Source organism: Streptomyces canus (genome assembly GCF_041435015.1).
Lineage (GTDB): Bacteria > Actinomycetota > Actinomycetes > Streptomycetales > Streptomycetaceae > Streptomyces > Streptomyces canus_G.
Genome location: NZ_CP107989.1, coordinates 4,800,099 through 4,821,805 on the forward strand (window position 1 = coordinate 4,800,099; position 21,707 = coordinate 4,821,805).

The following is a 21,707-nucleotide window of genomic DNA, read 5'->3' on the forward strand; positions in this document are numbered from 1 at the left end:
GGCTGCGGGGCGGTGGGGGGCTGGTCGCGCAGTTCCCCGCCCCCCTTGAGTGGGTACAGCTCGGCCGACTTCAAGTGCACCCACCCAGCGGCGCGGGGAACTGTGCGACCAGCCACAACGAACCCGCAGACGAAATTCCCGCCGTCGCTACCCCAAATACCTCGCCGCGAAGTCCAGTTCCAGCCTCACCTGCTTGATCCGCTCGTCCACCACCAGCGACCCGTGACCCGCGTCGTACCGGTACACCTCGTGCACCGCCCCCCTCGACTCCAGCCGCTTCACGTAGTTGTCGACCTGGCGGATCGGGCACCGCGGGTCGTTGACGCCCGCCGAGATGTACACCGGAGCCTTGACCTGGTCCACGTACGTCAAGGGGGACGACGCCTCGAAGCGCTCCGGCACCTCCTCCGGCGTACCGCCCAGCAATGTACGGTCCATCGCCTTCAGCGCTTCCATCTCGTCGTGGAACGCCGTGACATAGTCCGCGACCGGCACCGCCGCGATCCCCAGGGCCCATGCCTCCGGCTGGGTGCCCAGGCCGAGGAGCGTGAGGTAGCCGCCCCAGGAACCCCCGGTGAGGATCAGCCGCTCGGGGTCGGCGAGGCCGGAGCCGATCGCCCACTCCCTGACCGCCGCGATGTCCTCCAGCTCGATCAGACCGACCCGGTGCTTGAGCGCGTCGGTCCACGCACGTCCGTACCCCGTGGAGCCGCGGTAGTTGACCCGGACGACCGCGTACCCGTGGTCCACCCACGCCGCCGGGCCCGCCGCGAACGAGTCGCTGTCGTGCCAGGTCGGACCGCCGTGGATGTCGAAGACCGTCGGCAGCGGCCCCGTCGCGCCGGCGGGCTTCTGGACCAGGGCGTGGATCCGGCCGCCCGGGCCGTCCACCCACACGTCCTCCACCGGTACCGAACCGGGGGACTTCAGACCCGGCGGGTCCAGCACCACCTCACCCGTCGTCGAGCGCACCGCCGACGGCTCGGCGGCCGAGGACCACAGATACTCCACGCTGCCGTCGGGGCGGGCCGTCGCCCCGGAGACGGAACCGGGCGGGGTCGGGACCTTCTCGAGTTTGCCGCTCGCCAGGTCGTACCGGAAGAGCTCGCTGCGGGCCTCGAAGCTGTGCGCGATGAGCAGGCCGGTGCCGTCCGGATACCACTCGGCGCCGACGTCACCGGGCAGGTCCAGGTCGAGGTCGGTCTCCTCGCACGTGGCCACGTCCCACACCAGCGGCTCCCAACGGCCGCGCCGCTGATGGCCGATGAGCAGCCGGGTGTCGCCGTCGACCGGGGCGAAGCCCAGGACCTCCAGGCCCAGTTCCTCGGTGCCGCCCTTGGTGTCGTCGAGCTCGGCGACCGCCGTGCCGTCGGGGCGCAGCACGCGCAGCGCCGAGTGCATCGCGTCGCCGTGCTCGGTGTGTTCGACCGCGATCAGCGAGCCGTCGTGGGAGAGGTCGCCGACGCCCGCCGACTCGCGGTGCCGGTAGATCTCCACCGGGTCCTGGCCGGTGCGCACGAGGTGGATGGAGGTGCCCTCGTCGTCGGTCGAACAGCCCACGACGGCCGTACGGCCGTCCCGGCCCAGGGCCACGCCCGCCGGGTAGGAGGCCTCGAGACCGGGCGCGGCGAGCTCGTCCGCGCCGCCTTCGAAGGGCTGGCGGCGCCAGACGCCGAACTCGTCGCCGTCCTTGTCGTCGAACCACCAGATCCAGGCGCCGTCCGGGGAGAGCACGCCGTCCGTCGTGCCGTTCGGCCGGTCCGTCACCTGGCGCTGTCCGCCCGTCGCCCGGTCCCAGGCGTACAGCTCGTACGTCCCCGTGGCGTTGGAGACGAACAAGGACCGGTCGGGGGCGTCCTCCGCCCAGTCGGGCAGGGAGACCCGGGGCGCCCGGAAGCGCTTCTCCCAGTCCGGCATGTCGTTCTTCCGCTCGGCCGCGGCGGACCCGTTGCTCTCAGTCATGACCCCATACTGCCTGCCTTCACAGACAATGCGCAGACGAGGTCCCCAGCCTGTGGAAAACTTCTACCAGCCGCTTACCCGAACCCGTCCGACCAGGTCGAAAAGGCCGGCCGGGGGCCCGTTGTCAGTGGCCGGGTGCACACTCGTCCCCATGACCGATCTGCGCAAGACCGTCGAGAGTTTCTGGGCCTTCGCCGAGGCCCGCGACTGGACTGCGTTCGCGGACATCCTGGCCGAGGACGTCGTCTACACCCTGCCGCAGACCCGCGAGCGCATCAGCGGACGGGAGCGGTACGTCGAGTTCAACCGTGAGTACCCGGGCGACTGGCATCTGCGGGTCGAGCGGATCGTCGCCGAACCCGGCCAGGTCGTGACCTGGGTCCACTTCACGGTGGGTCTGGAGGAGATGTACGCCATCTCCTTCTTCACCGGGGACGAGAGCGGCCGTATATCCACCATCACGGACTTCTGGCCGGAGCCGTACGAGCCCCCGGCGGGCCGGGACCACCTGACGGAGAGGTACTGACCGTTCCTAAAGACTGAGCGAGAGTGGAGTCCTGTTGCCAGGCCTCATGCTCAGCCGAACGCCCCGAACGGTGTTGGGCGTTCTGGTTGCCCGCGTTCGCTCCGCATCCGGCGCCGACGGATCGTGTCCGTGGTCCGGGAACGGGAGGGCGGGGTCCCTCACGCCCAAGGACACACCGGTCGGCCTGGACGGTCCGATGCCCCACACGATCACTCCGGTCGTGTGGGGGCGGTGTCGTCCGTCGCCGGATCGGGTGCCCTTGGGCGCGCCTGCCGATCGCCACGGCGGCAGCGTCGTGGCGAGTGGTCTTCCTGTTGTCGTGGGTGAGTGCCTTCTGCCAGTGCTGGGCGCCCCAGCGGCTGGTGTAGGCCGGGTCCACGGCGATGATCGTGATGCCGGTCTGGTCGGCCCTCGAGGTCAGCCGGGCGCGGAGCTTGCCGGTGGGCATGCCGGAGATGAGCTGCCTGAACCGTTTGCGCCTGCCGTGTTTCTCGCGGGTCTTCTCTGTCGTGAAGTCCAGGTCTTCAACCGCGATGGCCTTCACGCCGCAGGTCCTGGCCCAGTGCAGCAGCCGGGTGAGGGCGTGGCGAACCTGGGCATCACGGTGATCGGCGGTGCCCGTGAGGTCATAGAAGAACCGGCGGGGGCTGCCGGTCGGGTTGCCGTGGACATCGAGGCGCCAGGCGGCGAGGTGGTCGGCGTTCATGTCGACGCCGATCACACCGTGCGCGAGGGCGGCGGCGATCGGTACGGCTTGGGAGATCCGGATCTGCCAGGCGGCGGTCACATACCAGTCACACCCCAGCAGTTCCCAACCCCGCGCCCCGCCGCCCCGGGGCGGCCCCGTACCGTGGGAGTGTGTACCGGTTTCTGCTGACACCCCGCTGGTTTGGCATCAACGTCTTCGTGCTGCTCGCCATCCCGTTCTGCATCTTCATGGGGTCGTGGCAGCTGAGCCGGTTCGAGGACCGGATGACGGCGAGCCGGGACGCCGAGCAGCAGGTCAGCATGGACGCGCGGGAGGCCGCGCGGCCGCTGGCCGAGCTGCTGCCGGTGGACAAGGCGACCTCCGGCAAGCAGGTCACCGCGACCGGGCGCTACGACAAGCAGCTGCTCGTCCCCGACCGGCAACTGGACGACCGCGAGGGCTATTACATCCTGACCCTGCTGCGCACGGACAACGGCAAGGCCCTGCCCGTGGTCCGGGGCTGGCTGCCGGGCACCCCCGATGCGGCCAAGGCCCCGGCCCCGCCGAAGGGCGAGGTCACCGTCACCGGTGCGCTCCAGGCGTCGGAGACCCCCGGGGACAACGGCGTCAGTGCCCAGGGCGGTCTTCCGGCCGGGCAGACCGCGGCGATCAGCGCGGCCTCACTGATCAACCTCGTGCCGTACGGCGTGTACGACGCGTGGGTCACCCTCAACACCGGTGACTCCGGGATGAACGCCGTACCGGCGACCGCGCCCGCCGACAGCGGGCTGGACCTCAAGGCCTTCCAGAACCTCGGCTACACCGGTGAGTGGTTCGTCTTCGCCGGCTTCGTGGTCTTCATGTGGTTCCGCCTGGTGCGCCGCGAGGTGGAGTTCATCCGGGACGCGGAACTGGGCATCCTCCCGGACGACGAGCAGCAGGAGCGGGACCAGGAGCAGCCGCAGGAGAAGGCGAGCGCCTGAACCCGGGCGTCCCCCGACGCCCGTTCACCCCAGTCGAAGCCCGTTCAGGCCGTCACGAGGACGTGAGCAGGCCGGTCCAGTACACGACTCCCGCGCACGCGTTGGACACCGTCGTCGACACCGACGGTCCGCCGCCCTCCGCCGTGTTCGTCACCAGGACGCTCCCGTCGGCCGTGCCGTCCTCCGTGAGGAGCTGGGTGGAGGTGCCGGTGTCGCCGCCGGTGGAGGAGCCTTCGCTGGTGGAGGTGTCCGGGGAGGTCGTGGGGTCGGGGCTGGGGTCGGTCGAGGGTTCCGTGGTGGGGCACGTCTCGGACGGCACCCAGGCGAACTTCACGTCGTAGGAGGAACCCGGCTGCAGCAGCAGCTGGGAGACCTCCTGGGACGGGTCGGGCAGCCCGGCCGACGCCGCGTCTCCGGAGACGTGCCGCGCTGCGCTGATCTTGTTCGCGTCGGCCGCGCCCTGAGCGGCGGGGGTCACGATGCCGGGACCGGTGACCGAGCAGGCGGCGGTGGAGCCGTTGGTGATGTGGAACGTGCCGTAGACCGTCCCGGAGGCGTCGGGCACCGCGGTGCTCGCCGTCGGTGTGCCGAGCTGTGCGGCCGTACAGACCGGGGCGCTCGCGGCAGCCGTGGTGGAGGGGTCGGTGCCGCTGCTCGCTCCGGTGCTCGCGCCCGCGGACTTGCCCTTGTCGGCGTCCTTGGACTCGCCCTTGCCCTTGTCCTCGGTCTTGCCCGCGGAACCGCCGGAGGTGGACTCGCCGCCCGCCTCCTGCTTGCCCTGGCCGGCGCCGCCCTGCATCTGGGAGGCGTGCCCGGCGTTGGAGGTGTTGGCACTGGTGCCGGTGGAGGAGACGTGCACGACGGCGGGGATCGCGGTGCCGATGAAGAGGGCAGCGGCCGCCATGCCGACGACGGCCTGTCGCTTGCGTGCCCGCCGGGCGGGTACCGCCTTGCGCAGATGGTCCAGGGTGCCGTCACTCGGCTCCATCTCCTGGACCGCCTGGTGCAGCAGCCGCCGCAGTGCCAGCTCGTCCGAGTCGAACTCCCCCGTGGAGATCGGATCGTCGGGGCCGTGATTCACAGTTCCGTTCCCAGCGTGCGATTGCTTGTGCTCTTGCTGCGCCGACCAGGTCGGCTCGTGCCGGCCGTCCTGCGTCGGCTCATGGCGCCGCTCCTCAGGATCCGTGCTCACACCGGCTCCTCCATCGCGATCCGAAGCGCGGCGATCCCGCGGGAGCCGTACGCCTTCACGGAGCCCAGGGAGATGCCGAGGGTGTCGGCGACCTGGGCCTCGGTCATGTCCGCGAAGTAGCGCAGGACCAGGACCTCGCGCTGGCGGCGCTGCAGGCCCTTCATCGCCTTGATGAGCGAGTCGCGCTCCAGCTGGTCGTACGCCCCCTCCTCGGCGCTCGCCATGTCGGGCATCGGCTTGGACAGCAACTTGAGTCCGAGGATGCGCCGGCGCAGGGCCGAGCGGGAGAGATTGACGACCGTCTGCCGCAGGTACGCGAGGGTCTTCTCCGGGTCGCGGACGCGTTTGCGTGCCGAGTGGACGCGGATGAAGGCCTCCTGGACGACGTCCTCGCAGGAGGCGGTGTCGTCGAGCAGGAGAGCGGCGAGACCCAGCAGCGAGCGGTAGTGCGCCCGGTAGGTCTCGGTGAGGTGGTCGACGGTGGTACCGGCTGCCGCCGCCTCCTCGGCGCCGTCACGCTGACTGGGTATGCGGGCGGGCCGCGCTGCGGGCATGGGCGCGATCACCGGCATGCCACCGGGCGCCCCGGGCCTGCGGGGCCGGAGGACAGCCGCGCCGCTCGGCGCGGCAGGGAAGTCGAGTACCTGAGCCACGACAGTTGGACACGCTCACCCCGGTGAGGGTTGTACGCAACCGTCCATCTTCTCTCAGGCAGCACAACTGACCGTGCGTCGAACGCGCTCATGCCCTACCCGCTCTTCCCCTGTGTCCTGAATGGCCGAGGCGTCCCCACGCCCCGTATGCATCCCCGCGCCCCTGAAAGGGCGTTCGCAAAGACGCTCCCCGCCCTTCGCACGGTTGCGAGGAGCGGGGAGGAAAATCTTCGGACGCCAAGGCGCCAGGATCAAGTGGTACGGACCATTAGTCCCACCACATGTCGCACACAGATCCTACAAAGCGTTCCGGCCATGGCCAGGACTTTTCCGGTAGGCACACCTGCGTACGACAGATCCGCCACCGGACGAAGGGTCACACCAGCTCGGCAGCCACGAGCTCCGCGATCTGCGCGGTGTTGAGCGCGGCGCCCTTGCGTAGATTGTCTCCGCACACGAAGAGCTCGAGGGCGGTGGGGTCGTCGAGCGCCCGCCGCACCCGCCCCACCCAGGTGGGATCGGTGCCGACGACATCGGCGGGGGTGGGGAACTCCCCGGCCGCCGGATCGTCGAAGAGGACGACCCCAGGGGCGGTCGCGAGGATCTCGCGCGCCTTGCGGACGGTGACCTGGCCCTCGAAGCGGGCGTGGACGGTGAGGGAGTGCACGGTGACCACCGGGACCCGCACACAGGTCACGGCGACCGGCAGCGCCGGCAGGCCCAGGATCTTGCGGGACTCGTCCCGCACCTTCATCTCCTCCGAGGACCAGCCGTCCTCGCGCAGCGAACCGGCCCACGGTACGACGTTGAGGGCGACCGGCTCCGGGAACGGCCCGGTGTGGTCGCCGACGGCCCGCCGTACGTCACCGGGGTGCGTCCCGAGCTCGGTGCCCGCGACCATGGACAGCTGCCGCCTCAGGGTCTCGACACCCGCCCGGCCCGCACCGCTCACCGCCTGGTACGAGGACACCACAAGCTCCCGCAGCCCGAACTCGGCGTGCAGTGCGCCCAGGGCCACGATCATGGAGAGGGTCGTGCAGTTGGGGTTGGCGATGATCCCGCGCGGCCGCATCCGGGCCGCGTGCGGATTGACCTCGGGGACGACGAGGGGCACGTCCGGGTCCATCCGGAAGGCGCCGGAGTTGTCCACGACGACGGCACCGCGGGCGGCGGCGACGGGCGCCCACTGCGCGGCCACCTCGTCCGGTACGTCGAACATCGCGACGTCGACCCCGTCGAAGGCCTCCTCCGACAGGGCCACCACCTCGACCTGCTCCCCGCGCACGGCCAGCTTGCGGCCGGCCGAGCGCGGGGAGGCGATCAGTCGGATCTCGCCCCAGATGTCCGCGTGCTGGGACAGGATCTGGAGCATGACCGTGCCGACGGCTCCGGTCGCGCCCACGACCGCGAGCGTCGGACGAAGGGTCATCGCCCGGTGCCTCCGTAGACCACGGCCTCGTCGCTGTCGGAGTCGAGCCCGAAGGCGCTGTGCACGGCACGGACCGCCTCGGGCACGTCGTCGGCGCGCGTGACGACCGAGATACGGATCTCGGAGGTCGAGATCAGCTCGATGTTCACGCCGGCGTCGGACAGGGCGGTGAAGAAGTCGGCCGTGACACCCGGGTTGGTCTTCATGCCCGCGCCCACGAGCGAGATCTTGCCGATCTGGTCGTCGTAGCGCAGCGAGTCGAAGCCGATGCCGGCCTTGTTCTTCTCCAGGGCGTCGATGGCCTTGCGGCCCTCGGCCTTGGGGAGCGTGAAGGAGATGTCCGTCAGCCCGGTGGAGGCGGCGGAGACGTTCTGCACGATCATGTCGATGTTGATCTCGGCGTCCGAGATCGTGCGGAAGATCACGGCGGCCTCGCCCGGCTTGTCGGGCACGCCGACGACCGTGACCTTGGCCTCGGAGGTGTCGTGCGCGACACCGGAGATGATGGCCTGCTCCACCTTCTTGTCCCCTTGCTCGATCGGCTCACTGCTGACCCACGTGCCCTGAAGTCCGCTGAAGGACGACCGCACATGGATCGGGATGTTGTAGCGACGGGCGTACTCCACACAGCGGTGGAGCAGCACCTTCGAGCCGGAGGCGGCGAGCTCCAGCATGTCCTCGAAGGAGATCCAGTCGATCTTCTTCGCCTTCTTCACCACCCGCGGGTCGGCGGTGAACACGCCGTCGACGTCGGTGTAGATCTCGCACACCTCGGCGTCGAGCGCGGCGGCGAGGGCGACGGCCGTGGTGTCGGAGCCACCGCGCCCGAGCGTGGTGATGTCCTTCTTGTCCTGGCTGACGCCCTGGAAGCCGGCGACGATGGCGATGTTGCCCTCGTCGAGGGCCGTGCGGATCCGGCCCGGCGTGACGTCGATGATCCGGGCTTTGTTGTGGACCGAGTCGGTGATGACGCCGGCCTGGCTGCCGGTGAAGGACTGGGCCTCGTGGCCCAGGTTTTTGATCGCCATGGCCAGCAACGCCATGGAGATCCGCTCTCCGGCGGTCAGCAGCATGTCGAACTCACGCCCGGCAGGCATGGGAGATACCTGCTCGGCGAGATCGATCAGCTCGTCCGTCGTGTCGCCCATCGCGGAAACGACGACGACCACCTGGTGGCCGTTCTTCTTCGCTTCGACGATTCGCTTGGCGACGCGCTTGATGCCTTCGGCATCGGCTACGGAGGAGCCTCCGTACTTCTGCACGACAAGGCCCACGTGCGCTCCTCGCTCAGTCCGTGTGTGTCGGCTCAGTTTAACGAGCGCCCGATTTTCACCTCTGCGGTATCGCATCGTGAGATATCGCGGAGTTCGGACGCCCAGGTCAGCGCATGCCCATCGAAGGACCTCGGGAAAAGTGCACCGCGTCACATGGCGATGTGGGGCTCATGTGGCAGCTGTGAATTAAGTTTCAAGCATTAGGGTGCGACTGTGCGCGTACTCCTGGTGGAAGACGATGAACCGGTCGCCCAGTCGCTGAGACGTGGCCTGATCCGGTACGGCTTCGAAGTGGAGTGGGTCTCCACCGGCGGTGCCGCGCTGAGCCACGAGGGCCCCTACGACGTCGTACTCCTCGATCTCGGTCTGCCCGACACCGACGGCCTCGACGTGTGCAGGGCACTGCGCGAGCGCGGTGACGTGCCGATCATCGTGATCAGCGCGCGCAGCGACGAGACGGACCGGGTGGTCGGCCTGGAGCTCGGCGCCGACGACTACGTGTCCAAGCCGTTCGGGGTCCGTGAGGTCATCGCGCGGATACGAGCGGTGATGCGGCGCGCCCAGCCCCGCGGCGAGGTCGCCGCGGCGGGCCCCGACACCTACGGCTCACGCCTCACCATCGACCGCAAGTCCGCCCGGGTCCGCCTCGACGGCGAGGAGGTGTCCCTGGCGCCCAAGGAGTACGGCCTGCTGTCCTTCCTCACCGAGGAGCCGGGTGCGCTGATGTCGCGCGAGCAGATCATGGAGGCGGTCTGGGACGCGAACTGGTTCGGGCCGACCAAGACGCTGGACGTGCATGTGGCGGCGCTGCGGCGCAAGCTCGCCGGGGCGGTCGTCATCGAGGCGGTCCGGGGCGTGGGCTTCCGGCTGGAGATCGCCGAGGACGACGGGGTGTCATGAACCGGCAGCTCATCCGGAGCTACATCCTGCTGGTCGCGGTGGCCATCTTCCTGTTCACCGTCCCGGTCGCCTTCACGCTCACCAAGCAGCTGCGGGACGACACCAGACAGTCGGTCCTGCGCGAGGCGAACACCATGGCGCTGCTGCTGAGCAACGGCACCAGTACGTCGTGCGAGGCCCTGACCGAGGTGGCCACGGCGTACGGCGACGTCCAGGCGACCCCCACCGCGCACTGCGACCCCAAGTTGCCGGTTCCCGCCGCGGACGCGGCGCTGAAGCGGGCCGTGGAGAAGAACGAGTCGACGACCGACTGGGGTTCCGACGTCGTCTGGGGAAGGCACCTGACGGTCACCGTCCCCGCGGAGGACGACGCGGCCGTACGGATCGTCTACTCGACCTCGGACATGACCAGGCGCCTGTGGCAGATCTGGGGCTTCCGGGCCGCTCTCGCCGTGCTGGTGCTGACCGCGGCCGCCGCGATCGGGGCGTACGCCGCCCGCCGTATCACCGCGCCCCTGCGCGAACTCAACGCGATGGCCAGCAAGTTCAGCGACGGCGACCTGACCGCGCGGTCCCCGGTCACGGGCCCGCCGGAGACGCAGACGCTCGCCCGCACCCTCAACCAGGGCGCGGAACGCCTGGACACCCTGGTGGCCTCGCAGCGGATCTTCGTGGCGGACGCGTCGCATCAACTGCGGACGCCCTTGACCGCGTTGCGGCTGTCGCTGGACAACATCGCGGACGGTGTGGACGACGAGTTCGTACGGGAGGACGTGGAGCAGGCGACGGCGGAAGTGGTCCGTATGAGCCGCCTGGTCAACGGCCTTCTCGTCCTCGCCCGTGCGGAGGCGAAGGTGACGGCCGCGGAGCCGTTGCCGCTCAGGGAGATCGTGGAGGAACGGCTGACGGTGTGGAGGCCGGCCGCCGACGAGCGCGGAGTCACCATCGCGCTCAGGGGGAGTGTTGTCGACGACCGGCCGTCTGTGCTGGCCAGCCCCGGTCATCTCGACCAGGTGCTGGACAACGTGCTCTCGAACGCCCTGGAGGTCTCGCCGGACGGCGGGCGGATCACCGTCGAGGTCGAGTCCCGGGCGGACACGGTGGTGCTGTCGGTGCTCGACGAGGGACCCGGCATGCCCGACGCCGACAAGTCCCGCGCCTTCGACCGCTTCTGGCGCGGTCAGGGCCTGACCGGACGCTCCGGCTCGGGGCTCGGCCTCGCCGTCGTCAAACAGCTGGTGACCGACGACGGCGGAACCGTGGCGCTGGCGGACGCGCCGGGGGGCGGGCTGACGGTGGAGATCAGCCTTCGGGCATCGCCGAGGAGTGGTGGTTGACGATCTTCCACTGGCCGCCCCGCTTCTCGTACTCGTACGTGTAGCGGGCCTCGACGACACGCTTGGCACCCGTGTCCGGGTCGGTGAGCGTGAACTCGTAGACGCCGGTGTCGATCGCGGAATCGCTGTCGAGGACGTTGATGACCGTCTGGACCTTCTTGCCGACCGGCTTCTTCTCCAGGAAGTGCTGGAAGTAGTCGACGATGCCGGCGCGGTCGGTGCGGACCTTGTTGGAGACGGTGGGCAGGAGGACCGCGTCCTTGGCGTACCGGTCGGCGACCGCGTCGGCGTCGCCGGTCCTCAGGGTCGCGTTCCAGCCGTTGAAGAGGCCCGCGATCTCCTTCTTGCTCGGCTTCCTGGGAGCGTCCGTCCCAGCGGTGGCGGCGACGGCACCGACGGTTCCCACAGCGACGATCGCGGTCGCGGTGACTATGGCTGCGCGCTTGGTCATGGAACGACGGGTCATCGCTGTCTCCAGTGCGGTGAGAGGCTGTGCCGTGAACTGACTCCAGACTCTCTTTGCGCTGGTTAGGGCCTGTGCAGCCGAGATACAGGGGAGGGACAGGGGATCCCCAATTCACGCACCGCGCCTGCTCGGTCGCTGTCCGCGCAGGAGGCCGACCCCGGCGCCGAGCGACACCACGCCCATGCCGACGGCGGTCATGATTCCCTGCGCTCCGTCCACGACGAACGGCGCGGCCGCGGCGACGACCAGGTTGAACAGGAAGAGGAACCAGAGGACGGGGGTGGAGGAGAGCAGGGTCTTCATGGCCGTTTTCCTTCGGTACGGGGGTGGTTGACCTGGCGAGATCAACGATCCCGTTTCGCGGTGGCCGTCACGAGGGAGTGCTCTCCCGAACCCGGGGTGGAGTGCGGTACACCATGCCTGTGACAGGTGACGTGCTGCTGACGGCGATCGTGCTGCTGGGTTCCTCCGTGCAGTGGCTCACCGGCATGGGCTTCGCGCTGGTCTGCGTACCGGCACTGGTCCTGCTCCTCGGCCCGGCGGAAGGCGTGATCCTCGCCAACTGCGCGGCCGGGGTGATCTGTCTGATCGGCTTGGCGGGTGGATGGCGCCTGGTACGCCCCCGCGCGATGCTCCCCTTCTGCCTGGCAGCGGCATGCACGGTCCCCGCGGGCACCTGGACGACCCGCCGACTCCCCGAATCCTGGCTCTTGTTGACCATGGGCGGACTGGTGACGGTGGCGGTTCTGCTCGTCATGCGGGGCGCGAGTGCGGCCGCTCTTCGCGGCACCCGAGGGGCGCTGTTCGCGGGCGCGGCGGGCGGTTTCATGAACTCGGCGGCGGGAGTCGGCGGCCCGCCGTTCTCGCTCTACGCCGTCAACGCGGGCTGGACGGTACGGGAGTTCGTCCCGAACGCCATGTTCTACGGCGTGATCGTGAACGCGTTCTCGGTGGCGTCGAACGGGGTGCCGAGGCTCAGCGGAGTGCAATGGGTTCTGGTGAGCGTGGCGATGGCCGCGGGCGGGCTGGTCGGCAGGGGGCTCGCGTCCCGGACACCGGAGGGACGGGCCCGCCTGCTGGTGCTGCTCCTGGCCCTGACAGGCGGCATCACGGCCATGGGAAAGGGACTGTGGGGCCTGTGAAGCCTCTCCTGGCCCCGCGAGCGGGCCTCCCGCAGCCGACGCCGATCACACCCGACCGCCGTGCAGCGCCACCAGCCCGTGGTCCGGTTCCGTGCTCGCGGTCTCCTCGTCCGCGGCGCAGATCGTGTACGTGCGGGCCAGGAAGCGTGTCAGGTCCGATGTGGCGAATCTGAGGACGGCCATGCCCTGCGAGGCGTGGAACTCGACGTACGTGTGGGACGGACCGGCCGGGCGGACACGGACGTTGCCGGGGCCCGCCGGGGCCCGCAGTCCCTCGCCCAGCAGCACTCTCGCGAAGGTCCACGTGGCGGCCTCGCCGTCGACCGTGACGTGCGCCGGGAAGTCGATGTGCGCGGCCGCCGGGTCGGCGGAGGTGTAGCGCAGGGTCGCGGGGATCGCGAGTTCCTGGTCCGTGGCCGTGATCAGGCGGGCGCCTGTGGGTTGCTGAAGGGTGACGGGCACGAGGGGCTCCAAGTGGGCGGGGGCACGGGCCGGGGGTGGCCGTTGTGCAGTGAGACCACCCCGGGTGCCCGCTCATTACGCCGTTTCAGAAGCCTTCTCGTATGACCCGCGTCACAGAGACGCTACTTCGGGGATCGCAGCCCCAGCGGACCCGCGATCTCCTCCACCATCACCTTGCCCGCCTCGAACTCCAGCGTCTCGTCGCCGATCGCCTGGTCGGTGTCGAGGCCGTCCAGTTCCTCCAGGGGCTGGTTCAGGCGGACATGGGCCACGACGGACTGGAGCGCGCGCAGCGTCGCCGACGCCGTGGAGCCCCAGTTGGAGAAGTACGAGAACTGCCACCACCACAGCGCCTCCGAGGTGCGGCCCGCGCGGTAGTGGGCCATGCCGTGGCGCAGGTCGGTGATGACGTCGGTCAGGTCGTCGGAGATCCGGGCCGGGACCGGGGCCTTGCGGGGCTCGTAGGGGTCGAAGACCTCGGAGTAGACGTCGATCGGCTCCAGCAACCGGGCCAGGTTCTCGCGGAGTTCGTCCACGTCGGCGTCCGGACCCGTGTCGGGCTCGTAGCGCTCGTCGGGGACGATGTCCTCGTGGGCGCCCAGGCGGCCGCCGGCCAGCATGAGCTGGGAGACCTCCAGGAGCAGGAAGGGGACGGCCGAGTCGGGTTCGTCGCCCTTGGCCACCTCCCTGACGGCCACCAGGAAGCTCTCGACCTGGTCGGCGATCTGGACCGCGAAGTCGTCGGGGTCCTGGGCAGTCTCGTGCAGTGTGGCGTCAGACATCTAGGAGTCGTCTCCCCTCGAAGGCGCGGCCGAGGGTCACCTCGTCCGCGTATTCCAGGTCGCCACCCACCGGGAGGCCGCTGGCCAGGCGGGTGACCTTGAGGCCCATGGGCTTGATCATGCGGGCGAGGTACGTCGCCGTGGCCTCGCCCTCCAGGTTCGGGTCGGTGGCCAGGATCAGCTCCGTGACCGTCCCGTCGGCCAACCGCGCGAGAAGTTCTCGTATCCGCAGGTCGTCCGGACCGACACCCTCGATCGGGCTGATCGCGCCGCCCAGGACGTGGTACTTGCCACGGAACTCACGGGTGCGCTCGATGGCGACCACGTCCTTCGGCTCCTCCACCACACAGATGACGGAGAGGTCGCGGCGGGTGTCGCGGCAGATGTTGCACAGCTCCTCCTGGGCCACATTGCCGCAGGTCGCGCAGAAGCGGACCTTGGCCTTGACCTCCATCAGGCACTGCGCGAGGCGCCGTACGTCCGTCGGCTCCGCCTGGAGGATGTGGAAGGCGATCCGCTGGGCGCTCTTGGGACCGACGCCGGGCAGCCGCCCCAGTTCGTCGATGAGGTCCTGAACCACGCCTTCGTACAACGGACTGCCGTCCTTCCTGGGGTTCCTTGCAGTACGTACGCTAGTTGGCCGATGCCCGCCAAAGAAAGACGGGCACGGTGAAAGACGGGCCTCTCGCCTAGAAAGGCAGCCCGGGGATACCGCTGCCGCCGCCGAGGCCCTGGGCGAGCGGGCCGAGCTTCTGCTGCTGGAGGGTCTGGGCGTTCTCGTTGGCCGCCTGGACCGCCGCCACGATCAGGTCGGCGAGGGTCTCGGTGTCCTCGGGGTCCACCGCCTTCGGGTCGATCTTCAGCGCGCGCAGTTCTCCGGCGCCGGTGACGGTGGCTTTCACCAGACCACCGCCCGCCTGGCCGTCGACCTCGGTCCTGCCGAGTTCCTCCTGCGCGTTCGCCAGGTCCTGCTGCATCTTCTGGGCCTGCTGGAGCAGCTGCTGCATGTTGGGCTGGCCACCACCGGGGATCACGATCAGCTCCTGTGCTTTTCGCCTTGGTCTTCCGTCTGTGACGAGCCTACGTGTTCCACGTGGCCGTCGCCCCAGCACTCTTTCGAGTGAGTTTGCGTAGAGGCCTATACCTGATCAAGGCCCTCTTCCGAGCGGAAAAGCCACCAAAGAACCCCCTTCGCCACCCATTGGGCGGTAGGAAGGGTCCGGCACATCAGCATCAGGCGTCACGCAGGGTGACCGATCAGTAGGGAGCGCCGGGTGGGTCAGCCGGAGATGCAGCCCGAGGGCCTGCCCCAGGAGGGGCGGGCCGATCTGGCCGGGCGGACGTTTCCGCTCGGGGACTGGGGCGAGCCCGCCGTGCGGCTGGACGAGCTGTACCGGTGGGTGGAGCACGGGGCGCTGGAGACGGCGGCCTGGTATCTCGCGGACCGGGTGTGGAAGCGACGGGGCGCGCGGACCCTGCGGGGCGGGGCCGCGGCGGGGGCGGTGACCGGGGCCGTGCTGCCGCTGCTGGATCTGACGGGGGTGGCGGGGGCCGGGGTCGCGGCCTGGGGTTATCTCGGACTGCTGTTCGCGGTGGCCTGCGTAGCCGTCGACCGGTACTTCGGGGTGACCTCCGGCTGGATAAGGGACGTGGCCACCGCCCAGGCCGTCCAGCGCCGTCTCCTGGCGTTGCAGTTCGACTGGGCCTCGGAGAGTGTGCGGGAGGTGCTCGGGCCGACGGAGGGCACGGCGGCTGAGGCGACCGAGCGCTGCCTGGGGGTTCTGCGCCGCTTCTCGGAGGACGTGACGGAGCTGATCCGGGTGGAGACCGCCGACTGGATCGTGGAGTTCCGGAACGGGTCGACTCCTATGGGGATCCAGGGGGCGGTGACGTCCGGGGGCCGGCAGGACCCGTGTGCCGCCCAGGGCCGGTTTCCCCTGCCCCCGGGTCCGCCCGCCCGCCCGAACATGCCCCGGCAGCGCCCTCCGGAGCCCAGGTGAGTCAGCCCGGCCGGGCTGTTCACGGAAGGGTGTTTCAGGGCGAGGCAGGCGTCGAGGGGGCGGTCGTCGGTGCCTCGCGGGGGCCGTCGCCCAGGACGGCGTAGACCGTGCCGCCGGCACCCACGGCGACCACCAGCGCGACGGCGACGAGGGCGGCCGTGACGGAACGACTGCGGTGCCCCGCTTCCTCCTCCGGCTCCGGCGCGTAGGGGGGCAGGTACGTGCGGGGCGCATGGCGTTCCCGCGAGTGGTGGTGTTCCGGTTCGGCCGAGGCGTGTTCCTCCGGCTCCTCCATCGCAGGCCCTCCCCCGAGACCGCACACCTGCCCGACAGAACCAGTGTCTACGTCCGTCCGTCCCCCGTCGAGATCTGTTCGAGCACCTTGGACAGCCGCTCCACCATCCCTACGGCCTCGGCGAGTTCGGACTCCCCGAAGGCCTCCGCGAGCCGGTCGGCGAAGGCCGCGTGGCCCGGCCCGATCCGCCGCACGGCGGCCAGCCCCTCCTCCGTCGGAGCGAGAAGCTTGGCGCGCCGGTGGGCGGGGTTGGGCCGGTACTCGGCCAGCCCCCGCTCCACCAGCAGATCGGCGATCCGCTGCACGCTCTGCCGGGTGATGCCCATCTCCCGGGCGATCCCGGCGACCGGCAGCGGCTGACCGAGCACCGCGCCGAGCACCTGCCACCAGGCGGCGGTGAGACCGGACGGCCCGGCCAACTCCTCGGCGACGGTGAGGAATTGACCGTTGAGCCGGAACACCCCGAGCGCGCTGCGGCTGAGCAGGTCCTGCCGCTCCCGGCTCACCCGGACGCCTGCGCCTTCTCCAGCACGGCGTACGCCTCGGCGTCGGAGTCGTGGAACAGCCGGTACCAGGCGTCCAGCACCTCGCCGTCGTAGACCCCGAGCAACCGGAAGATCTCCCGGGCGAACGCCACCGGCTCGGTGGGCCCGGCGGTGATCAGCCCGCGGTCGGTCACGGCGTCCGCGTCGACGTACCGCTCGCCGCCGCCGTACCCCGTGGCCGCCAGATAGAAGGACACGGCACTGGTGTGCTCCCGGTCGTCCAGCAGCCCCTCGCGCGCGAGCCCCACGGTGGCCCCGCAGATCGCGGCGACGGGAACCCCGGCGTCGAGGAACTCCCGCGCCTTGCGGGCGAAGGGGGCCAGGTCGTCGCCGGCGTCCCAGAGATCGGCGCCCGGCAGGATCAGCAGGGAGCTCTCGGACGGCCGTACGTCGTCCAGGGCGCACGCGGGCTGCACCCGCAGGCCCCCGATGGAGGTCACCGGCTCGCGCGAGGGTCCGGCGGTCCGGATCTCGTGCCCGGCGCGGGCGAGATAGGCCGTGGCGTGCCCCGTCTCCCAGTCGGCGTAGGCGTCGTACACGGCGAGATGCACGGGCTTGCGGCTCATGACTGCCTCCTCGGCTCCGGGGGCTTGCGTTCCGCCCAGATGACAACATGCTGTCACTTCGACAGCAAACTGTCAATAATCGGGCTGGACAACCTGTCGTGGAAAGCCGCCGTCCACAGACAGGACGCCCATACCGCTTCCGCATCGCGGACATTTACGCTCACTCGCATGACCCCTCAGCCACACCCCGAGGTCGGCGCCGCCGTGAAGGCCGCGGACCGCGCTCATGTGTTCCACTCCTGGTCCGCGCAGGAGCTCATCGACCCGCTCGCCGTCGCCGGTGCGGAGGGGTCGTACTTCTGGGACTACGACGGGAACCGCTATCTCGACTTCACCAGCGGGCTCGTCTACACCAACATCGGCTACCAGCATCCGAAGGTCGTCGCCGCGATACAGGAGCAGGCGGCCACGCTGACGACGTTCGCGCCCGCCTTCGCGATCGAGGCGCGGTCGGAGGCGGCCCGGCTGATCGCCGAGCGGACGCCCGGGGACCTGGACAAGATCTTCTTCACCAACGGCGGTGCCGACGCCGTCGAGCACGCCGTCCGGATGGCGCGGCTGCACACCGGGCGGGCCAAGGTCCTGTCCGCCTACCGGTCGTACCACGGCGGCACCCAGCAGGCCGTCAACCTCACCGGGGATCCGCGGCGCTGGGCCTCCGACAGCGCCTCCGCCGGGGTCGTGCACTTCTGGGCGCCCTTCCTCTACCGGTCCCGCTTCTACGCCGAGACGGAGGAGCAGGAGACCGCGCGGGCACTGGAGCACCTGGAGACGACCATCGCCTTCGAGGGTCCGGCCACCGTCGCCGCGATCATCCTGGAGACCATCCCCGGCACCGCGGGGATCATGGTCCCGCCGCCCGGCTACCTGGCCGGTGTCCGCGAGATCTGCGACACGTACGGGATCGTCTTCATCCTGGACGAGGTCATGGCCGGGTTCGGACGCACCGGTGAGTGGTTCGCCGCCGACCTGTTCGACGTCACCCCCGACCTGATGACCTTCGCCAAGGGCGTCAACAGCGGATACGTGCCGCTCGGCGGGGTCGCCATCTCCGGCGCCGTCGCGGAGACCTTCGGCAAGCGGCCCTACCCCGGCGGCCTCACCTACTCCGGGCACCCCCTCGCCTGCGCCGCCGCCGTCGCGACGATCAACGTCATGGCGGAGGAGGGCGTCGTCGACAACGCCAAGCACCTCGGTACGGCCGTCCTGGAGCCCGCGCTCCGGGAACTCGCCGAGCGGCACCCGAGCGTCGGCGAGGTGCGCGGTGTCGGCATGTTCTGGGCGCTGGAGCTCGTGAAGAACAAGGAGACCCGCGAGCCGCTCGTGCCCTACAACGCGGCGGGCGAGGCGAACGCCCCGATGGCCGCGTTCGGGGCCGCCGCGAAGAAGCAGGGCATCTGGCCCTTCGTGAACATGAACCGGACGCATGTGGTGCCGCCCTGCAACGTCAGCGAGGCGGAGCTGAAGGAGGGACTGGCCGCGCTGGACAGCGCGCTCTCCGTGGCGGACGAGTACACGGAGTAAGCACTCCCCGCCTTCGAACGCGTAAGGTGGCGTGCTCGTAGACATATGTACGAGCACGCCATCTGCACCTGCGCGAGGGAGGCGCCCGACGATGCCCGGCAGCAGCAGCAACGGTGCCGTCACCCGCAGTACGCTGCGGCAGCAGATCGCGGACGCGCTGCGGGACGAGGTACTGGCCGGGCGGCTCCAGCCGGGGCAGGAGTTCACGGTGAAGGAGATCGCCGAGCAGTACGGCGTCTCCGCCACCCCGGTGCGCGAGGCCCTCGTCGATCTGTCGGCGCAGGGGCTCCTGGAGGCCGACCAGCACCGCGGCTTCCATGTCCACGAGTACTCCCTCGACGACTTCCGCGGCATGATCGAGGCCCGCAGCCTGGTCACGGACGGCATGTTCCAGGCGCTCGACGCCGGCCACCGCATCTTCCAGGAGCTCGACGAGCCCCGCACCGCCGCGGCCGTGGCGGGCGTACGGCGGCGCGGCGAGGAGGCCCAGCGGGCCGCCGTCGCGGGCGACCTGACCGTACTGATCGGCTACGACCTGCGCTTCTGGCGCGAGCTGAGCGTCCTGTTCGGCAACCCCTATCTCGCCGACTTCCTGCACCGGCTGCGCGTCCAGACCTGGGTGTGCACGGTCCAGCACCTGCGCCGGCTCACCGATCTGCGCGGCAGCCTGTGGTCCGGGCACCCCGAGGTGGCCGACGCCCTGTACCAGCGGGACACCGCGACCGCCCGCAAGCTCCTCACCGCCTACAACGGCCACTATCTGACCCTCATCGAGGGCCTCACCGCCGACTGAGCGCTTCCGGCACGGGTAAGGGACCAGCACAACCTGCACGAGGGGCCCCGACCCGACCCTTCAGCGACTACCCTTCCCTGACCACCGTGTGAAGACATCCGCGCACCGCGAGTATCCGAGGAGCTGTCTTTTGGCCTGTGACCTGTGGCTGGTCCCGCTCGTCGACGTGTTGTGCCACACCCCGGACAACCCGTTCGCCGAGGAACTCGCGCAATACAACAAGGTGCTCGCCGAGGCCGGGTTGCCGCCGGTGCCGGTGTACCAGTACATGCCGGGCCTGTCCGGCGAGGTCGCCCCGGTGGCCGGGTTCGACTACGACGCCCTGCACTTCCTGCGCCGCGCCTATCTGCTCCAGGTCTGCGGGCTCCCGGTCACTCCGGTCGACGAACTCGGCGGTGACTACGAGCAGTTGCTGGAGATGTTCGAGGCGACGGCCCAGCAGTCCCATCTGGTCTGGCACTACGACCACGCGGGCGCGTACGTCCCCGTCGACTTCCCGCACCCGCTGGCGAGCGAGGAACTCCTCGCGGGCGGCGGCCCGTTGGGCTCCTCGCAGACCCTGCTGCGGGAGCTGGACTTCGTGGCCCCGGTGATCGGCATCGACCCGGCCAACCCCCCGGCACCCCCCGAGCCGCCGCGCGCCCCCACGGAGCTGGAGGAGCCGGCCGTCCCCGCGCCGTACGACCCCAGCCCCTTCGCCCGTGAACGTCATGTCTGGCTGGGGCTGCACGCGGCGGCGACCCGGAGTCTCGCCCAGGGCTCGATGATCATCTTCAGCTGAGGGTCAGCGCCCCAGCTGGGACAGCCCCTTCTGCACATCCTCGTAGTTCATCACCGGGGTGTACGTGACCTTGGCACCCAGGTTCTGGAAGAACGGCTCACTGATCACCGGCATCAGTGAGCTGTCCTGCATGTCGAAGACCATGTAGGCGGTGCGCTGACCGTTCTCGGCGGTGAAGTACGTCGCCTCGGGCTTGATCTGTTCCATCGACGCCTCGATCAGCTTCGACAGGGTTCCGTGGCTGATGGCCTCGTTCGCCTTCTCCGTGTCCATGGACACCTTGAGCAGTACGCGCATCGCACTCACCTTCTCCAGATCGACACGCAGAAATGCACAATCCAAGAATATGCCTGTATGCGGCATTTCTGCCTGGCTACTCCCACGGGAGCAGCCAGCGGCCCTCCCCCGGTGCGACGACGGCCGCCGCCTCCGCGCGCAGGCTGGGGTCGTCCACGAGTCATCCATGAGGGGAGACGGCGATGATCCTGGTGACCGGAGCGACGGGCCATGTGGGAAGCGAGTTGGTACGGCGGCTCGCAGCGGCCGGGGAGCCGGTGCGCGCGATGACCCGGCGGCCGGCGAAGGCCCGGTTCCCCGCCGGCGTCGAGGCGGTGTACGGCGACGCGGCGGACCCCAAGAGCCTTGCCGCGGCCTTCGCGGGGGTGGACGGGGCCTTCCTGATGTCGGCACAGGCGGTGGGTACGGCTCCTGAGCCCACCCATGACCTCGCGCTCGCCACGGCGGCCGAACGGGCGGGAGTACGGCGGGTCGTGAAGCTGTCCACGCTGGACGGCGGGACGGGCGACGACCCGATCGCCCGCTGGCAGCGCACGGCGGAGGCGGCGGTGACCGACCCGGCCCGCGGTTTCGCCTGGACCCTGCTGCGCCCGGGCCGTTTCATGTCCAACGCCCTTCAGTGGGCCGGGCAGCTGGGGACCGGTGGCGAGGTGGCGATCCCTTTCGCGGACCGCCCGGCGGCGAGCATCGACCCGGCGGACCTGGCGGAGATCGCGGCACAGGCCCTCAGCACCGGCGAACACGCAGGTGCCGTGCATGAGTTGAGCGGCCCGCAGTCCCTCACCCCTACGGAGGAGCTGGCCCTCCTCGGTGAGGTCCTGGGCCGCGATCTGCGCGTCCGCCCCGTCCCCACCGACGCCGCCCGCGCCGGCATGGCCGGCTACGGCTTCCCTCCCGAGGTCGTCGACGCCATCATGCGGCGCACCCTGGACGGCGACCGGGGCTCGGGGGTGCTGCCGACGGTCGAGAAGGTGCTGGGCCGCCCGGCGCGGACGTTCGCCCAGTGGGCGCGGGCGCACGCGGAGGAGTTCCCGAGGCCCTAGGTACATCCCGCGAGGAGGTTGAGTACCGCGACTCAGGCGGTGGTCGCGGGGGACGGGCATCGTGGGG

Annotated in this window: 25 protein-coding genes and 1 pseudogene; 10 read left to right on the forward strand and 16 right to left on the reverse strand. The window is 70.2% G+C overall.

The window, feature by feature from the left end:
- Positions 1-147: 147 nt before the first annotated feature.
- Positions 148-1,962 (reverse strand): S9 family peptidase, encoded by a 1,815-nt coding sequence (locus tag OG841_RS21690; protein WP_328639987.1) that lies wholly within the window; start codon positions 1,960-1,962, stop codon positions 148-150.
- A gap of 151 nt (positions 1,963-2,113) precedes the next feature.
- On the opposite strand from OG841_RS21690, the gene OG841_RS21695 reads away from it, so the two are divergent.
- A complete protein-coding gene (locus OG841_RS21695) occupies positions 2,114-2,488 on the forward strand; it encodes a nuclear transport factor 2 family protein (RefSeq protein WP_328639986.1) in 375 nt (124 codons plus the stop codon).
- Between the two features lie 54 nt (positions 2,489-2,542).
- On the opposite strand, the pseudogene OG841_RS21700 reads toward OG841_RS21695, so the two are convergent.
- Positions 2,543-3,281 (reverse strand): annotated as a pseudogene (locus OG841_RS21700) (IS200/IS605 family accessory protein TnpB-related protein); the annotation flags it as partial.
- Between the two features lie 65 nt (positions 3,282-3,346).
- Between OG841_RS21700 and OG841_RS21705 the strand changes: the two are divergent.
- Positions 3,347-4,159: an SURF1 family protein gene (locus OG841_RS21705; protein WP_328639984.1), complete on the forward strand. Its 813-nt coding sequence runs from the start codon at positions 3,347-3,349 to the stop codon at positions 4,157-4,159.
- Between the two features lie 52 nt (positions 4,160-4,211).
- On the opposite strand, the gene OG841_RS21710 is transcribed toward OG841_RS21705, so the two are convergent.
- The 4 genes from OG841_RS21710 to OG841_RS21725 form a co-directional block, all read right to left on the reverse strand.
- Positions 4,212-5,240 (reverse strand): hypothetical protein, encoded by a 1,029-nt coding sequence (locus OG841_RS21710; protein ID WP_328643602.1) that lies wholly within the window; start codon positions 5,238-5,240, stop codon positions 4,212-4,214.
- A 107-nt stretch (positions 5,241-5,347) separates the two neighbouring features.
- Entirely contained in the window at positions 5,348-5,923 is a 576-nt protein-coding gene (locus tag OG841_RS21715; RefSeq protein ID WP_057612332.1) for a SigE family RNA polymerase sigma factor, read from the reverse strand.
- A 457-nt stretch (positions 5,924-6,380) separates the two neighbouring features.
- On the reverse strand, positions 6,381-7,433 hold the full coding sequence (locus tag OG841_RS21720; protein WP_328639983.1) for an aspartate-semialdehyde dehydrogenase: 1,053 nt from the start codon (positions 7,431-7,433) through the stop codon (positions 6,381-6,383).
- Positions 7,430-8,707, reverse strand: a complete 1,278-nt coding sequence (locus OG841_RS21725) for an aspartate kinase (RefSeq protein ID WP_266515947.1) — start codon at positions 8,705-8,707, stop codon at positions 7,430-7,432. The genes OG841_RS21720 and OG841_RS21725 overlap by 4 nt, the downstream gene beginning before the upstream one ends.
- A 213-nt stretch (positions 8,708-8,920) precedes the next feature.
- Between OG841_RS21725 and OG841_RS21730 the strand changes: the two genes are divergently transcribed.
- Positions 8,921-9,607: a response regulator transcription factor gene (locus tag OG841_RS21730; protein ID WP_328639982.1), complete on the forward strand. Its 687-nt coding sequence runs from the start codon at positions 8,921-8,923 to the stop codon at positions 9,605-9,607.
- Positions 9,604-10,944 carry a sensor histidine kinase gene (locus OG841_RS21735; RefSeq protein WP_371566578.1) on the forward strand — a complete coding sequence of 447 codons (1,341 nt, stop codon included), beginning with the start codon at positions 9,604-9,606 and terminating at the stop codon, positions 10,942-10,944. The genes OG841_RS21730 and OG841_RS21735 overlap by 4 nt, the downstream gene beginning before the upstream one ends.
- Here OG841_RS21735 and OG841_RS21740 read toward each other — a convergent pair.
- On the reverse strand, positions 10,910-11,410 hold the full coding sequence (locus tag OG841_RS21740; RefSeq protein WP_328639980.1) for an SgcJ/EcaC family oxidoreductase: 501 nt from the start codon (positions 11,408-11,410) through the stop codon (positions 10,910-10,912). The two genes, OG841_RS21735 and OG841_RS21740, sit on opposite strands and share 35 nt — an antisense overlap.
- 111 nt (positions 11,411-11,521) lie before the next feature.
- Complete coding sequence (locus OG841_RS21745) at positions 11,522-11,713, reverse strand: hypothetical protein (RefSeq protein ID WP_328639979.1); 192 nt, start codon at positions 11,711-11,713, stop codon at positions 11,522-11,524.
- A gap of 113 nt (positions 11,714-11,826) precedes the next feature.
- On the opposite strand from OG841_RS21745, the gene OG841_RS21750 reads away from it, so the two are divergent.
- Entirely contained in the window at positions 11,827-12,552 is a 726-nt protein-coding gene (locus OG841_RS21750) for a sulfite exporter TauE/SafE family protein (RefSeq protein WP_328639978.1), read from the forward strand.
- Positions 12,553-12,597: 45 nt separating this feature from the next.
- On the opposite strand, the gene OG841_RS21755 is transcribed toward OG841_RS21750, so the two are convergent.
- The 4 genes from OG841_RS21755 to OG841_RS21770 form a co-directional block, all read right to left on the reverse strand.
- Complete coding sequence (locus OG841_RS21755) at positions 12,598-13,014, reverse strand: SsgA family sporulation/cell division regulator (protein WP_371566580.1); 417 nt, start codon at positions 13,012-13,014, stop codon at positions 12,598-12,600.
- 122 nt (positions 13,015-13,136) lie between these two features.
- Positions 13,137-13,796 (reverse strand): DUF5063 domain-containing protein, encoded by a 660-nt coding sequence (locus tag OG841_RS21760; protein ID WP_328639976.1) that lies wholly within the window; start codon positions 13,794-13,796, stop codon positions 13,137-13,139.
- On the reverse strand, positions 13,789-14,388 hold the full coding sequence (recR, locus tag OG841_RS21765) for a recombination mediator RecR (protein ID WP_020124031.1): 600 nt from the start codon (positions 14,386-14,388) through the stop codon (positions 13,789-13,791). Before recR ends, OG841_RS21760 begins: the two co-directional genes overlap by 8 nt.
- Before the next feature lie 97 nt (positions 14,389-14,485).
- Positions 14,486-14,830 carry a YbaB/EbfC family nucleoid-associated protein gene (locus OG841_RS21770; RefSeq protein ID WP_069764530.1) on the reverse strand — a complete coding sequence of 115 codons (345 nt, stop codon included), beginning with the start codon at positions 14,828-14,830 and terminating at the stop codon, positions 14,486-14,488.
- Positions 14,831-15,070: 240 nt separating this feature from the next.
- Between OG841_RS21770 and OG841_RS21775 the strand changes: the two genes are divergently transcribed.
- The gene (locus OG841_RS21775) at positions 15,071-15,796 is read left to right on the forward strand and encodes an SLATT domain-containing protein (RefSeq protein WP_328639975.1); all 726 of its coding nucleotides are present in this window, start codon (positions 15,071-15,073) and stop codon (positions 15,794-15,796) included.
- A 34-nt stretch (positions 15,797-15,830) separates the two neighbouring features.
- On the opposite strand, the gene OG841_RS21780 is transcribed toward OG841_RS21775, so the two are convergent.
- From OG841_RS21780 to OG841_RS21790, 3 genes are read right to left on the reverse strand one after another with little or no spacing between them, the layout of a single operon-like run.
- Positions 15,831-16,091: a hypothetical protein gene (locus OG841_RS21780; RefSeq protein ID WP_371566582.1), complete on the reverse strand. Its 261-nt coding sequence runs from the start codon at positions 16,089-16,091 to the stop codon at positions 15,831-15,833.
- Positions 16,092-16,138: 47 nt separating this feature from the next.
- The gene (locus tag OG841_RS21785) at positions 16,139-16,597 is read right to left on the reverse strand and encodes a MarR family winged helix-turn-helix transcriptional regulator (protein ID WP_365121655.1); all 459 of its coding nucleotides are present in this window, start codon (positions 16,595-16,597) and stop codon (positions 16,139-16,141) included.
- On the reverse strand, positions 16,594-17,202 hold the full coding sequence (locus OG841_RS21790) for a type 1 glutamine amidotransferase family protein (protein ID WP_365121652.1): 609 nt from the start codon (positions 17,200-17,202) through the stop codon (positions 16,594-16,596). Before OG841_RS21790 ends, OG841_RS21785 begins: the two co-directional genes overlap by 4 nt.
- Positions 17,203-17,370: 168 nt before the next feature.
- Between OG841_RS21790 and OG841_RS21795 the strand changes: the two genes are divergently transcribed.
- The 3 genes from OG841_RS21795 to OG841_RS21805 all read left to right on the forward strand — a co-directional run bounded on the left by OG841_RS21795 (position 17,371) and on the right by OG841_RS21805 (position 20,300).
- On the forward strand, positions 17,371-18,726 hold the full coding sequence (locus OG841_RS21795; RefSeq protein ID WP_328639971.1) for an aspartate aminotransferase family protein: 1,356 nt from the start codon (positions 17,371-17,373) through the stop codon (positions 18,724-18,726).
- A gap of 91 nt (positions 18,727-18,817) precedes the next feature.
- Positions 18,818-19,519, forward strand: a complete 702-nt coding sequence (locus OG841_RS21800; protein ID WP_328639970.1) for a GntR family transcriptional regulator — start codon at positions 18,818-18,820, stop codon at positions 19,517-19,519.
- 130 nt (positions 19,520-19,649) lie between these two features.
- On the forward strand, positions 19,650-20,300 hold the full coding sequence (locus OG841_RS21805; RefSeq protein ID WP_328639969.1) for a hypothetical protein: 651 nt from the start codon (positions 19,650-19,652) through the stop codon (positions 20,298-20,300).
- A gap of 3 nt (positions 20,301-20,303) precedes the next feature.
- On the opposite strand, the gene OG841_RS21810 is transcribed toward OG841_RS21805, so the two are convergent.
- Positions 20,304-20,597, reverse strand: a complete 294-nt coding sequence (locus OG841_RS21810) for a DUF3303 family protein (protein ID WP_069764521.1) — start codon at positions 20,595-20,597, stop codon at positions 20,304-20,306.
- A 182-nt stretch (positions 20,598-20,779) separates the two neighbouring features.
- Here OG841_RS21810 and OG841_RS21815 point away from each other — a divergent pair, with 182 nt between their 5' ends.
- Positions 20,780-21,640 carry an NAD(P)H-binding protein gene (locus OG841_RS21815; protein WP_328639968.1) on the forward strand — a complete coding sequence of 287 codons (861 nt, stop codon included), beginning with the start codon at positions 20,780-20,782 and terminating at the stop codon, positions 21,638-21,640.
- Positions 21,641-21,707: the final 67 nt, after the last annotated feature.